Source organism: Kitasatospora sp. NPDC054939 (assembly GCF_053610105.1).
The window spans coordinates 1-12356 of sequence record NZ_JBSGXP010000003.1 but is presented as its reverse complement, the minus strand read 5'-3'; the positions used below and the strand labels follow the sequence as shown (position 1 = coordinate 12356).

Genomic DNA, 12356 nt, shown 5'->3' with positions numbered 1-12356 from the left:
TACCCATTCCTGCGCCCCCGGGCGCTACCCGGCCACCGCCGCGACCGCCGCGACCGCCGTGTCGGCGGCGGCCGGCCGGGGGACGGGCGACCCGAGCAGCTTCACGATCTCGTTGACGGCCGCCCGGCCCGCCCGGTTGGCGCCGACGGTGCTCGCGGACGGGCCGTAGCCCACCAGGTGGATGCGCGGGTCGGCGGTGGCCCGGGTGCCGGTCAGGGCGATGCCGCCGCCGGGCGCGCGCAGGTGCAGCGGGGCGAGGTGGCCGACCTCGGGGCGGAAGCCGGTCGCCCAGACGATCGCGTCGACCGCGAGTTCCCGTGCCTCCGGGCCCTCGCCCCAGGCCACGCCGTGCTCGGTCAGGCGGTCGAACACGGGCCGGCGGTGCAGGGCGCCCAGCTCCTCGGCGCGCCGGTACGCGACGGACGGGCCGAGCCCGGTCACGCTCACCACGCTCCGCACCGGCAGCCCCTGCCGGACCCTCTCCTCCACCTGGGCCACCACCGCCCGGCCGTACTCGGGCGTGAACGGGCCGTCGTGGAAGACCGGCGGGGTGCGGGTGACCCAGACGGTCTCGCCGACCGCCGCGACCTCCGACAGCACCTGGACCGCCGACGCCCCGCCGCCGACCACCAGGACCCGCTTGCCCGCGAACTCCTGCGGCCCGCGGTAGTCCGCGTAGTGCAGCTGGCGGCCGGCGAAGCGGCCCGGGTAGTGCGGCAGGAACGGGCGGGTCCAGGTGCCGGTGGCGTTGATCAGCGCCCGGGCGGTCCAGCTGCCGGAGTCGGACTCGACGAGCAGCCGGCCGTCGGGGAGCGACCGCACGGCCCGGACGCCGACGGGGCGCACCACCGGGAGCGCGTGCCGGGCCTCGTACGCCGCGAAGTACCCCGGGACGACCTCGCGCGCCGGGGCCCGCGGGTCGGTTTCCGGCAGTTCGAAGTCCGGCAGGTCGTGGAAGCCGTGCACGGTGGCCATCCGCAGCGACGGTGCGCGGTGCGCCCACGCCCCGCCCGGGGCGGCGTCGGCGTCCAGCACCACGAAGCCGCCGGGCACCCCCTCCCGGTACCGGGCGAACCCGCGCCGGCCCAGGTGGTACGCGGCGGACAGGCCCGCCTGCCCGGCGCCGATCACCACGACGTCGACCTCGTGCACGGGGGCGGGCGCCTGCGCGGGGGATGTTGCACCGTAAACAGTCACACCGGTGAAACACCGGCGGGTGCGGGGTGTGTTCCCGGGGCGCCGGACGACGGAGACCCGGCGGGGCGGTGTCGTTCCATCACCCCACCGGGTCGCCGGAGGGGGACCGGTCAGGTGGCCGGGGAGATCACCACGGCCGTGCCGTAGGCGCAGATCTCGGTGCCCACGTCCGCCGCCGCGGCGACGTCGAAGCGCATCATCAGCACCGCATTGCCGCCGCGCGCCGTGGTCTGCTCGACCAGTCGCTCCATCGCCTCGTTGCGGCTCTCCACCAGGGTCTTGGTCAGGCCCTTCAGCTCGCCGCCGACCAGCGACTTCAGGGAGGCGCCGATTTGGCTGCCGATGTGCCGGCTGCGCACGGTCAGGCCGAAGACCTCGCCGATCACGTGGTCGACCCGGAACCCCGGAATGTCGTTGGTGGTCACTACCAGCACCTGGGCGTTCGGGCCCTGCCCGCCGCCGAACTCGTCGAGATTCGTCATACCGCCCATCCTGCTCGTCCGCGCCCGGCAGGGGGAGCAGGCGGGGCCGGAACGGCCGGGAACGGGCGCGCGCGGGCCGGGAACCGGCTCGCGGTCGGGGCGCGAGCGGCCGACCGTCCGGGAAGGCGGGAACCGACCGGTGATCGGGCGCCCGAAAGGCCGTACCGTAGCCCCATGAGCGAGCGGAGCGATCATCCACAGGGGCCGGGCGCGGCGGAGCACTCCGGCGCGCAGGAGATCGAGGCGACAGTGGTGCTGGGCCTGCGGATCAGCGACTGGCCGGCGCTGCGTGCCGCCGCGGTCGCGGCCGTCGAGGAGATGGAGTTCGAGGGCATCGACGCGGCCGGCCAGCGCAGAGAGCTGCTGCGCGAGGTGGCCGAGGACGCCAACGCCGCCCTCGGCGCGCTGCTCCACCCGGACCGCCTGGTCGCCGCGATCCCGGGCGTCGAGGCGCTCGGCGGCACGCTGGAGATCAGCGTGACCGAGGACTTCGCACCGGACTTCGCCGAGCTGTTCCCGCTCGACGGGGACGAGGTCGACGGCGGCGGCGCGGCCGGCGACTGGACCCTCACCCCCCGCACCGCCTGCCTCCTCCACGCCCAGTTGCTGGGGCTCGCGGACGCCGCGTACGACGACCTGGAGGAGCACGAGGACGAGCCGGTCGCCGACGGCGAGGAGCCCGACTGGACGGTCTTCGGCCGCCTCCCGCAGCGCACCTGGCGCCTGCACCGCGGATGGCGGCGCGCGATGGCCCGGGCCTTCGACGACCTCGCCGACGACCTGGCACTCGGCGAGTGGCCGCTGCCCCGCTGCCTCGCCGAGGAGATCGGGCTGCGGATGGCCCTGGTGGACGCCCGGGCCCTGCTCGGCGCCCAGCCCGAGTCGGTGGCCGACATGATGGGCGACCTGCCCGCCGACCTCTACGACTACGACTGGGACGGCTGCCACGACGAGCTGTTCGGCGTCTACGGGCCGGAGGACGGCGATCCGGAGCTGGACTCCGAGCAGCGCGCCGAACTGCTTCTCGCGGCCACCCACCCGGAGGGCTGGTTCCTCCCCTACGAGGACGCGGAGGAACGGGACCCGCAGCGCGGCTACCGGCGCTGAGCCCGGACGGGGCGGAGCGAGCGGGACGGGCGGGACGGGCGGGGAGGGCCGCACGGGCCGGGCACGGGGCGTGGGGCGGGGTTAGGCTGCGGACATGTCCGACATGCCTGAGATCGCGGACGCCCCCGCCACGGCCGCGGGCGGCGACGACCCGGTGGCCTCCCGGCTCGCGCTGGGCCTCGAAGGCGTCCAGGCCGCGCAGGCCGGGCGGACCGCCGAGGCGCGGGCCAGCTTCGAACTGCTCTGGCAGCAGCTCGGCGAGCGCGGCGACGTCTTCCACCGCTGCGTCCTCGCGCACTACCTGGCCGACCTCCAGGACGACCCGCGCGCCGAACTGGAATGGGACCGGCGCGCCCTGGCCGCCGCCGACTCGCTCACCGCCGAACGCGCCCGGACCTACCGCGACGCGCTCCAGGTCCGCGCGTTCTACCCGTCCCTCCACCTCAACCTGGCCTCCGACCACCTCAAGCTCGGCGAACCGGAGCAGGCGCGCGACCAGCTCGACCGCGCGGTCCACAGCCTGGACGCGCTGCCGGAGGACGCCTACAGCGCGGGCATCCGGACGGCCGTGGAGCAACTGCGCCGCCGCCTGCGGGAGTGACGGCCGGTGCCCGCCGGGGTGAGGGCCGGCGCCGGGGACGGCTTGATCGCCCGGACCGGCGGGCTGGCATCCTTGACGGGTGACCACTCCCTCCGAGCGCCCCGCCGCCGTGTCCGACCCGTTCGCCCCCGCCGTCCCCGCCGTCCCCGGCTCCGTCTCCGTCGCCTCCGCCGGTGCGGCCGAGCCCGCGGCCCCGTCCGCCGAGGACCGGGACACCCGGGACACCCGGGACGACCGTCCACAGTACGTGCTGCCGCTGGTCGTCCGGATGGAGCGGGACGCACCGCCCGGGAGGACCGACGCGCTGGAGACCTCGGCGCGGGCGGTGCTCACCCTGCTCGCCGACCCCCGGGCCACCGAGCCGGACGGCGAGTGGGCCGAGCGCGTCGCGGCCTGGGAGGACGCCCGCATCCGCAAGGTGGTCCGGCGGGCGCGCGGCGGCGAGTGGCGCCGGGCCGGGGAGCTTCCGGGCATCACGGTGGCCGGACGGGAGGCCGAGGTGCGGGTCTTCCCGCCGATCCCGCTGGACGGCTGGCCCAAGGACCTCGCCAAGCTCCAGGTCTCCGGGACGGAACTGGAGGAGAGCGGCCCGGTGGCGGCGCCCGACCCGGGACTCCCGGTGCTCTGGCTCAACCCGGAGCTGGGGATGAGCGCGGGCAAGACCATGGCCCAGACCGGGCACGCCGCCCAGCTGGCCTGGTGGCGGCTGGACGACACCCGGCGCAAGGAGTGGGCCGAGTCCGGCTTCGCCCTGGCGGTGCGGACGGCCCCGCCGGAGCTCTGGGCCGAGCTGGTGGCGAGCGGGCTCCCGCTGGTGCAGGACGCCGGGTTCACCGAGATCGCGCCGGGGAGCTGCACGGTGGTGGCCGACCACCCGGCGCTCAGGTAGGCCGCACGTCCGCCCGGCGCATCGCCCGCAGGCCCCCGTACGCCGCCGCCCCGGCCCAGCCGGCCATGATCAGCAGCCCGGTCCAGTGCCCGTACGCGATCTGCGGGTCGTCGGCGTACCGCAGCGCGTACTGGCCGGCCCGGTCGGGGAGGAACTGCACCGCGTGGCGGACGCCGGGGACACCGGCGAGCAGCGGGGACAGCAGGAAGACCGTCGGCACCAGGAGGCCCATGGCGGCGCTGAGGTTGCCGATCATCGCGGTGAGGCCGAGGCAGAGCACGACGAGCAGCACGGGGTACACGACCCCGGCGGTGGCGCTGCGCACGAAGCCGGGGGCGTCCCAGGCGCCGGTGGCCGCGGTCGCCGTGGCGGCGTGGCCGGCGTAGGAGCCGACCGTGCCGACGAGCCCGGCGGCCAGCGCGACCAGGGCCGCGACGGCGAGCTTGCCGCCGTAGAGCAGGCCGCGCCGGGGGACGGCGGTCAGCGAGACCGTGATCATGCGGGTGTTGAACTCCTGGCCGAGCAGCAGGATGCCGAAGCAGACCAGGGCCGCCTGGCCGAAGTTGAGGCCGTAGTGGATGCCGACGCCGGGGTCCTCGGTGAGGCTGTCGTCCTTGCCGCCGAGGGCGGCGCCGACGGCGGTGCCGATTCCGGCCGTGAGCAGGGCGGCGACCAGCGGGGTGATCCAGAGCGAGCGCAGGGTGGTGAACTTGGTCCACTCGGAGCGCAGGACGGCCGCGACGGGGGAGGTGCCGCGGGCGGTCGTGGTCGTGGCGGGGGCGGTCGTGGTGGTCATGCCGCCACCGCCCGGTACTCGACGCTGTCGGCGGTCATCCGCATGAAGGCTTCCTCCAAGGAGTCCTGTTGGACGGCGATTTCGTACAGCACCACACGGTGCCGGGCGGCCAGTGCGGCGATCCGCTCGGGGGTTGCGCCGCTGACCTCCCAGGCGCCGCCGCCCACCGGTTCGGCGGTCACCCCGGCACCCAACCCGCCCGGCCCGTCCACGCTTTCCACGCCGCCGTGCCCGTGCGCCCCGTCGCGCAGCAGCGCGGCCAGCCGGTCGGCGTCCACCGCGCGGACCCGGACCCGGGTGCGGCCGTGGCGGTCGAGGAACTCCGGCATCGCGGAGTCGGCGAGCAGCCGGCCCCGGCCGATCACCACCAGGTGGTCGGCGGTGAGCGCCGTCTCGGTCATCAGGTGCGAGGAGACCAGCACCGCCCGGCCCTCGGCGGCGAGGCCGCGCAGCAGGGTGCGGATCCAGCGGATGCCCTCCGGGTCGAGGCCGTTGACCGGTTCGTCGAGCATCAGCACCGGCGGGTCGCCGAGCAGGGCGGCCGCGACCCCGAGCCGCTGGCGCATGCCGAGCGAGAAGCCGCGGATCCGCCGGTCCGCCGCGTCGGCCAGGCCGACCCGGGCGAGCACCTCGTCGACCCGGCGGTCGCCGAGGCCGTTGCTGTGGGCGAGCCAGCGCAGGTGGCCGCGGGCGGTGCGTCCGCCGTGCAGGGCCTGGGCGTCGAGCAGGGCGCCCACCCGGCGCAGCGGGTCGGTCAGTTCGGCGTAGGGGCGGCCGTCGACCAGGGCGCGCCCGGTGGTGGGCCGGTCCAGGCCGAGGATCATCCGCATGGTGGTGGACTTGCCGGCGCCATTGGGGCCGAGGAAGCCCGTCACCGTGCCGGGGCGGACGGTGAAGCTGAGGTCGTCGACCACCCTGGTGCCGTCGTACTCCTTGCCGAGGCCCTGTACTTCGATCACGGCCGTCCTCCCTCGTCCCGTCGCCGCCGGTGCCTCCGGCGGTGCTGGCGCCGGTGTTCCCGGCGGTGGTCCCATCGGACCGCAGCGGGGCCGGTCGGCGGATCCCGCCGGGGGGTGGACGGGCCTCCCTCCCGGGAGGGAGGCCCGGCACGGGAGCGGGCTGGCAGGATGACGGCATGCCCAAGATCGTTGCGCCCCTGCTGCAGGCCGCCACCTACGCGCGGGCGGTGCACCTGCTGGTCGGCTGGGTCTTCGCCGGCATCGTCCTGATGGTGTATCCGGGGACGTCCGATCGGGACCTGGCCGCCATCCTGGTGCGGAGCGTGCCGCTCGACGCCGCGCTGCTCGTCCTGGCCGCCCTGGTGCCCGCGGTGCGCCGCGCCGAGGGGGTGCAGGCGCGGTTGCTGCTGGTGCCGGAGCGCGAGCAGGACATCGCCGCCGAGCCCGCGCGCAGCGGTTCCGACCGCTGGCGGACCGCGGCCTGGCTGGTCGGCCGGGTGGCGCTCGGGACGGCCGTCGGGACGGCCGGCGTGCTGCTGGTCGGCGCCCTCGCCGAGCTGGTGGCCGTGGCCGAGCCGGCGCCGTTCGGCCTGCGCCTGCCGCGGTTGGACGGACCGTCCTGGTACCCGCTGCTCGTACCGGTGCTGCTGTTCGGCTACGGCTGGCTGCTGGTCTGGGCGGGTCGGCTGCAACTGGCCATGGCGGTAGGGCTGCTGGGTCCGTCCCCGGCCGAGCGGCTGGCCGAGGCCGAGCTGCGGGCCGAACGGCTGCTGGAGCGCAACCTGTTGGCCCGCGAGCTGCACGACTCCATCGGCCACGCGCTGACGGTGACGGTGCTGCAGGCGGGCGCGGCGCGCGAGGTCGGAGATCCGGGGTTCACGGCGAAGGCGCTCGAAGTCATCGAGGAGACCGGCCGCCGGGCGATGGACGACCTGGAGCGGACCCTCGTCCTGCTGCGCGACACCCCGGACGCCGCGGCGGTCGAGCGGCCCGGGATCGACCGGCTCCCGGGCCTGTTCGCGACCGCGCGGGCGGCCGGCAGCCCGGTCGAGGCGCGGGTCGACGTCCCGCCGGACGCGCTGCCGGGGGTGCTGTCGCGGGAGTCGTACCGGATCGTCCAGGAGGCGGTGACCAACGCCCTCAAGTACGCGCCGGGCGCGCCGATCGCGGTCCGGATCGGCCTGCGGGACGGTGGCCTGGAGCTGCGCTGCGCCAATGCCGTCGGCCCGGCCGCCGCGCCCGGCCGGGGACCGCAGCGGAGTTCGCCGCGGCGGGGCGGCAAGGGGCTGCGCGGGATCCGCGAACGGGCCGTCCTGCTGGGCGGCGAGGCGGCGGCCGGGGCCGAGTCGGGGGAGTGGGTGCTGGCCGTCCGGTTGCCCCTACGCTTGGGATCATGATCGACGTACTGCTGGCCGACGACGAGGAACTGGTCCGCTACGGGCTGCGGGCCGTGCTGGAGGCGCAGGGCGACCTCCGGGTGGTCGGCGAGGCGGCGGACGGCCGCGAGGCGGTGGCGCTGGCGCGCGAACTGCGCCCGCACGTGGTGCTGATGGACGTCCGGATGCCCGAACTGGACGGCCTGGCGGCCACCCGTGCGATCCTGGCGGCCACCCTGCCGGCCGGTCCCGCCGGCAGCCCCCCGCCGCAGCCGCCGCGGATCCTGGTGGTCACCACCTTCGAGAACGACGACTACGTCTACCAGGCCCTGCGGGCCGGGGCCGACGGCTTCCTGCTCAAGCGGACCCGCCCCGCCGAGATCGTCCACGCGGTACGGCTGGCGGCGGCCGGGGAGTCGCTGCTGTTCCCGGTCGCGATCCGCCGGCTGGCCGCGGGGCGGGGCAACTCGGCGGCCCGGGCGGCGATGGCCCGCGCCGGGCTGACCGAGCGCGAGGCCGAGGTGCTGCGGCTGATGGCGCGCGGGCTGGCGAACGGGGAGATCGCCGAGCAGCTGTACCTCGGGGTGCAGACGGTGAAGACGCACGTGAGCAGCGTGCTCGGCAAGCTGGGTGCCCGCGACCGGACTCAGGCCGTGATCGCCGCCTACGAGTCGGGCTTCGTGGAGCCCGCCGACTCCTGACCGGCGCCCGCCGGGGAGCTCGGGCAGCGCGAGCCCGGGACCCCGTGGGCCCGGCGCTACGCCGGGTAGGCGTGGGTCTGGGCCGCCTTGACCGCGGCCCAGACGGTGGTGCCGGTGGCGAGGTCGAGTTCGGCGGCGGCGGCCGGGGTGAGGTCGGCGGCCATCGGGAGTTCACCGGCCAGGTCGGCACGGATCTGGTCGCCGTGCAGTTCCAGCCCGGCGACCCGCAGCTCCCACACGTTCCGCGCGCTGGACTCCGGCCGCCCCCGGTGGAGGGTCACCGCCGAGGGCGGGAAGGCGACGAAGGCGGGCCCGGTCAGCTCCTCGTCGGTGGTGAGCACCGGGCCGTCCGGCAGGGTGACCCGGTGGCCGTCCGCGACGCCCTGGTAGAGGTTGAGGCCGACGAGGCGGGCGATGTAGTCGGTCCGCGGGTGGCGGGCGATCTCGGCGGGGCTGCCGGACTGCACCTCGCGGCCCTGCTCGATGACGACCAGGCGGTCGGCCAGCACCATGGCGTCCAGCGGGTCGTGCGTCACCAGCACCGCGACGGCCTCGAACTCCGCCAGGTGGCGCCGCAGTTGCGAGCGGACGTCGAGCCGGGTGCGGGCGTCCAGGGCGGCCAGCGGCTCGTCGAGCAGCAGCAGCCGGGGGCGGACGGCGAGCGCCCGGGCGAGCGCGACCCGCTGGGCCTGGCCGCCGGAGAGCCGGCCGGGCCGGGCGTCGGCGTGGGCGGCGAGGTCCATCCGCTCCAGCCAGCGGGCCGCCTCGGCGCGGGCCTCGCGCTTGGAACGGCCCTGGCAGCGCGGCCCGAACGCGACGTTGTCGAGCGCGCTGAGGTGCGGGAAGAGCAGGTAGTCCTGGAAGACCACGCCGACCGGGCGGGCTTCGGCGGGGGTGTGCACGCGCTGCCGCGGGTCCTCCAGCGTGCGGCCGTCGAGCCGCAGGTGGCCGGCGCCGAGCGGCAGCAGCCCGGCGAGGGCGCGCAGCGCGGTGGACTTCCCGGCGCCGTTGGGGCCGAGCAGCGCGACCACCTCGCCGGGGGCGGCGGTCAGCGTGAGGTCGAGGCCGAAGGAGCCGCGGTCGACCCGCAGGTGGGCGTCGAGGGTCATGGTTCGGTCCGTCCTCACGGCGTCGACATCCAGCGGTCCCGCAGGCCGACCAGCACGGCCACGGAGACCAGCAGCAGGACGAGGCTGAGGGCGATCGCCGCCTCCGGTTCGGACTCCATGGCGAGGTAGACGGCCAGCGGCATGGTCTGGGTCTCGCCGGGGAAGTTGCCGGCGAAGGTGATGGTCGCGCCGAACTCGCCGAGTGCCCGGGCCCAGGCGAGCACCGCCCCGGCGCCGATGCCGGGGGCGATCAGCGGCAGGGTGACCCGGCGGAAGGCGGTCAGCCGGGAGGCGCCGAGGGTGGCGGCGGCCTCCTCGTAGCGGGGGTCGGCGGCGCGCAGGGCGCCCTCGACGCTGATCACCAGGAACGGCATCGCGACGAACGCCTCCGCCACCACCACGCCCGAGGTGTGGAAGGGCAGGGTGATCCCGAACGCCGAGTCCAGCCACTGCCCGACGATGCCGCGCCGGCCGAGGACGAGCAGCAGGGCGACCCCGCCGACGACCGGCGGCAGCACCAGCGGCAGGGTGACCAGGGCCCGGACGAGCCGGCGCCCCGGGAACTCGGTGCGCGCCAGCAGCCAGGCCAGCGGCACCCCGAACAGCAGGGACAGCCCGGTGGCGGCCGTGGCGGAGACCAGCGAGAGCCGCAGCGCCTCCCAGACCTCCGGACTGGTCAGCTGCTCGCCCATGCTGCTCCAGGGCGCCCGGACGAGCAGTCCGACCAGCGGCAGGATCAGGAAGGCCAGCCCGAGCAGCGCCGGGAGCAGCAGCGCCACCGGGGGGCGGCGGCTGTGCTTCCGGTGCCGGGCGGGCTGCGGTGGCGCTGCTGCTGGCCCGGGCTGCGGAGCGGTGGTGCGTTCGGTCACGGCGCCTGGAAGCCCGCCTCGGTGAGCACCTGCTTGGCCTCGGGTGACTGCACGTAGGCGGCGAAGGCGGCGGCGCCGCTCTTGTTGGGCGCCTTGGCGAGCGCGGCGACCGGGTAGTCGTTGACGGCCTGGGCGGCCTCGGGGAAGTCCACGCCGTCGATCTTCGCAGCATCGGCCTTCACATCGGTCCGGTACACCAGCGAGGCGTCGACCTCGCCGAGTTCGACCTTGGTGAGCGCGCCCTTGACGTCCTGCTCCAGGGTGACCGGCTTCAGGTCGACGCCGGCGGCCTTGAGGGCGGTCTCGGCGGCGGCGCCGCACGGCACCTGCTTGGCGCAGAGCGCGACCTTGACGCCGGAGGCGGTGAGGTCCCTGAGGCCGGTGATCTTCCGCGGGTTGCCCTTGGGGACGGCGATGGTGAGCGTGTTCCGGACGAAGGTCCTCGGCTCGCCGCTCGCGCCGCCCGCGTCGGTGACGGTCTTCATGGTGGCGGGGCTGGCGGCGGCGAAGACGTCCGCGGGGGCGCCGTTGTTGATGCCGGCGGCGAGGGCGGAGCTGCCGCCGAAGTTGAACGTCACCTTGGCACCGGGGTTGGCGGCCTCGAACTTCTTGCCGAGCTCGGTGAAGGTCTCCTTGAGGGAGGCCGCGGCGAACACGGTGATGTTGCCGGAGACGGCCGCGCTGTTCGCCGCGGCGTTGGTGGAGCCCCCGGTCGCCCCGCTGCCGGTGGCGGTGCCGCCGTCGCTGCCGCAGGCGGTGACCCCGAGGCTGAGGGCGAGGGCCGCTGCGGCGGCGACGGCGAGTCTGCGGGTGTGGGCGGGCCGGATCATCTGCGTGCTCCCCTGCTGGAGCGCCGGGCGGGGCGCGAAGGCGGTGGGCCGCAGGTACGGCCGCTACGGCGATCATAGTGCCGCATATGCAAGGGATTGAACGCCTGTCCTATCGCACAGATCGCCGGGTGGGAGTTCCGGTCGGCGGCTGTGGGATGGCCCGAACGGGGGACCACCGGCCGGCGGTCGGCGGTCCGGCAGCCGCCCGTGCGGCGGCCCGCGGCGGTTCCGTACGGCGGCCCCGCAGCCGTGGTGCGGGCCGGCTGCGGGGGCCCCGGGGGTGGAAAATCCCTGGCCCGGGGGCCTGCCCTCCCGTCAGAGTGATCCGGGTCCGGGCGAACGGGTCGCCCACGGGGGAGGAGTCACGTCCATGTCCACACTGCGCGTCACCGTCGAACAGCTGACCGTCCTGGAGCATCCGAACGCCGACGCCCTGGAGCTGGCGCAGGTCGGCCTCTACCGGGCCGTCGTCGCCAAGGGCGCCTTCCGCACCGGCGACCACGCCGTCTACATACCCGAGCAGGCGGTGCTGCCCGCGCCGCTGATCGAGGAGCTGGGCCTGACCGGGAAGCTCGCCGGCAGCAGGTCCGACCGGGTCCGCGCGGTACGGCTGCGCGGCGAGCTGTCCCAGGGCATCGTCTGCCGGCCGAGCGCGCTGGCCGGCGTCGACCTGGCCGCCGCGGCCGGCAGCGGCGAGGACTTCGCCGAACTGCTGGGCGTCACCAAGTGGCAGCCGCCGATCCCGACCTCGATGAACGGCGAGGTGGAGCGCGCGCCCGACCTGCTGCCCTGGGTCGACATCGAGAACCTCAAGCGCTACCCGGACGTCTTCGAGCCCGGCGAGCCGGTGGTGCTGACCGAGAAGCTGCACGGCAGCTGCTGCCTGGTCACCTACCACGCCGCCACCGGGCAGGTGCAGGTCTCCTCGAAGGGGATCGGCGCCCAGGGCCTGGCGCTGGTGGAGGAGGAGCGCAACCTGTACTGGCGGGCGGTGCGGGCGCACGGCATCCCCGAGGTCGCCGCGCGGCTGGCCGAGCGGCTGGGCGCCGAGCGGGTCGGCATCTTCGGGGAGGTCTTCGGCGCGGGGGTGCAGGACCTCACCTACGGCGCCTCCGGGCGCGCCGAACTGCCCGGCTACGCGGCCTTCGACGTGTCCGCGGTGGTGGACGGGCAGCTGCGCTGGCTGCCGGCCGCCGAACTGCTCGACGGCGAGCTGCCGGTGGTGCCGGAGCTGTGGCGCGGGCCGTTCGACGCGGGGACCGTCCTGGTGCTGGCCCAGGGCCGGGAGACCGTCTCCGGTCGCGAACTGCACATCCGCGAGGGTGTGGTGGTCCGACCGGTGGCCGAGCGGTACAGCCCGGTGGTCGGCGGCCGGGCCATCGCCAAGGTGGTCGGCGACGCCTACCTGACCCGCAAGGGCGGCACCGAGTACGAGTGATC

13 protein-coding genes are annotated in these 12356 nt (G+C 75.8%); 6 read left to right on the top strand and 7 right to left on the bottom strand.

Going from position 1 to position 12356, the window contains the following annotated elements:
* Nucleotides 1-24: 24 nt before the first annotated feature.
* The gene (locus ACWGB8_RS01445; RefSeq protein WP_452209090.1) at nt 25-1152 is read right to left on the bottom strand and encodes an NAD(P)-binding domain-containing protein; all 1128 of its coding nucleotides are present in this window, start codon (nt 1150-1152) and stop codon (nt 25-27) included.
* A gap of 155 nt (nt 1153-1307) precedes the next feature.
* Nucleotides 1308-1679: a YbjQ family protein gene (locus tag ACWGB8_RS01440; RefSeq protein WP_452209088.1), complete on the bottom strand. Its 372-nt coding sequence runs from the start codon at nt 1677-1679 to the stop codon at nt 1308-1310.
* 174 nt (nt 1680-1853) lie between these two features.
* On the opposite strand from ACWGB8_RS01440, the gene ACWGB8_RS01435 reads away from it, so the two are divergent.
* The 3 genes from ACWGB8_RS01435 to ACWGB8_RS01425 all read left to right on the top strand — a co-directional run bounded on the left by ACWGB8_RS01435 (nt 1854) and on the right by ACWGB8_RS01425 (nt 4276).
* On the top strand, nt 1854-2786 hold the full coding sequence (locus tag ACWGB8_RS01435) for a hypothetical protein (RefSeq protein ID WP_452209086.1): 933 nt from the start codon (nt 1854-1856) through the stop codon (nt 2784-2786).
* 94 nt (nt 2787-2880) lie between these two features.
* Complete coding sequence (locus ACWGB8_RS01430) at nt 2881-3387, top strand: hypothetical protein (protein WP_452209085.1); 507 nt, start codon at nt 2881-2883, stop codon at nt 3385-3387.
* Between the two features lie 79 nt (nt 3388-3466).
* The gene (locus tag ACWGB8_RS01425; RefSeq protein ID WP_452209083.1) at nt 3467-4276 is read left to right on the top strand and encodes an aminoacyl-tRNA hydrolase; all 810 of its coding nucleotides are present in this window, start codon (nt 3467-3469) and stop codon (nt 4274-4276) included.
* Here the strand turns inward: ACWGB8_RS01425 and ACWGB8_RS01420 are convergent.
* Together ACWGB8_RS01420 and ACWGB8_RS01415 are read right to left on the bottom strand one after the other, a co-directional pair.
* Nucleotides 4269-5072, bottom strand: a complete 804-nt coding sequence (locus tag ACWGB8_RS01420; RefSeq protein ID WP_452209081.1) for an ABC transporter permease — start codon at nt 5070-5072, stop codon at nt 4269-4271. The two genes, ACWGB8_RS01425 and ACWGB8_RS01420, sit on opposite strands and share 8 nt — an antisense overlap.
* Nucleotides 5069-6031: an ABC transporter ATP-binding protein gene (locus ACWGB8_RS01415; protein WP_452209079.1), complete on the bottom strand. Its 963-nt coding sequence runs from the start codon at nt 6029-6031 to the stop codon at nt 5069-5071. The genes ACWGB8_RS01420 and ACWGB8_RS01415 overlap by 4 nt, the downstream gene beginning before the upstream one ends.
* A 176-nt stretch (nt 6032-6207) precedes the next feature.
* Here ACWGB8_RS01415 and ACWGB8_RS01410 point away from each other — a divergent pair, with 176 nt between their 5' ends.
* Together ACWGB8_RS01410 and ACWGB8_RS01405 are read left to right on the top strand one after the other, a co-directional pair.
* Nucleotides 6208-7428 carry a sensor histidine kinase gene (locus ACWGB8_RS01410; protein ID WP_452209077.1) on the top strand — a complete coding sequence of 407 codons (1221 nt, stop codon included), beginning with the start codon at nt 6208-6210 and terminating at the stop codon, nt 7426-7428.
* Entirely contained in the window at nt 7422-8108 is a 687-nt protein-coding gene (locus ACWGB8_RS01405) for a response regulator (protein WP_452209378.1), read from the top strand. Before ACWGB8_RS01410 ends, ACWGB8_RS01405 begins: the two co-directional genes overlap by 7 nt.
* Nucleotides 8109-8164: 56 nt before the next feature.
* Here ACWGB8_RS01405 and ACWGB8_RS01400 read toward each other — a convergent pair whose 3' ends face one another.
* Genes ACWGB8_RS01400 through modA form a run of 3 tightly spaced genes read right to left on the bottom strand, consistent with a single transcriptional unit; the run spans nt 8165 to nt 10916 of the window.
* On the bottom strand, nt 8165-9217 hold the full coding sequence (locus ACWGB8_RS01400) for an ABC transporter ATP-binding protein (protein WP_452209075.1): 1053 nt from the start codon (nt 9215-9217) through the stop codon (nt 8165-8167).
* Between the two features lie 14 nt (nt 9218-9231).
* Nucleotides 9232-10086, bottom strand: a complete 855-nt coding sequence (locus ACWGB8_RS01395) for an ABC transporter permease (RefSeq protein WP_452209073.1) — start codon at nt 10084-10086, stop codon at nt 9232-9234.
* Nucleotides 10083-10916: a molybdate ABC transporter substrate-binding protein gene (gene modA / locus ACWGB8_RS01390; RefSeq protein ID WP_452209071.1), complete on the bottom strand. Its 834-nt coding sequence runs from the start codon at nt 10914-10916 to the stop codon at nt 10083-10085. The genes ACWGB8_RS01395 and modA overlap by 4 nt, the downstream gene beginning before the upstream one ends.
* Before the next feature lie 370 nt (nt 10917-11286).
* Here modA and ACWGB8_RS01385 point away from each other — a divergent pair, with 370 nt between their 5' ends.
* Nucleotides 11287-12354 (top strand): RNA ligase (ATP), encoded by a 1068-nt coding sequence (locus tag ACWGB8_RS01385; RefSeq protein WP_452209069.1) that lies wholly within the window; start codon nt 11287-11289, stop codon nt 12352-12354.
* Nucleotides 12355-12356: the final 2 nt, after the last annotated feature.

Coding starts and splice junctions, on each gene's coding strand:
- ACWGB8_RS01430 (WP_452209085.1), top strand. CDS start 2,881: ATGTCCGACATGCCTGAGATCGCGGACGCCCCCGCCACGGCCGCGGGC.
- ACWGB8_RS01410 (WP_452209077.1), top strand. CDS start 6,208: ATGCCCAAGATCGTTGCGCCCCTGCTGCAGGCCGCCACCTACGCGCGG.
- ACWGB8_RS01400 (WP_452209075.1), bottom strand. CDS start 9,217: ATGACCCTCGACGCCCACCTGCGGGTCGACCGCGGCTCCTTCGGCCTC.
- ACWGB8_RS01385 (WP_452209069.1), top strand. CDS start 11,287: ATGTCCACACTGCGCGTCACCGTCGAACAGCTGACCGTCCTGGAGCAT.
- ACWGB8_RS01440 (WP_452209088.1), bottom strand. CDS start 1,679: ATGACGAATCTCGACGAGTTCGGCGGCGGGCAGGGCCCGAACGCCCAG.
- ACWGB8_RS01420 (WP_452209081.1), bottom strand. CDS start 5,072: ATGACCACCACGACCGCCCCCGCCACGACCACGACCGCCCGCGGCACC.
- ACWGB8_RS01435 (WP_452209086.1), top strand. CDS start 1,854: ATGAGCGAGCGGAGCGATCATCCACAGGGGCCGGGCGCGGCGGAGCAC.
- modA (WP_452209071.1), bottom strand. CDS start 10,916: ATGATCCGGCCCGCCCACACCCGCAGACTCGCCGTCGCCGCCGCAGCG.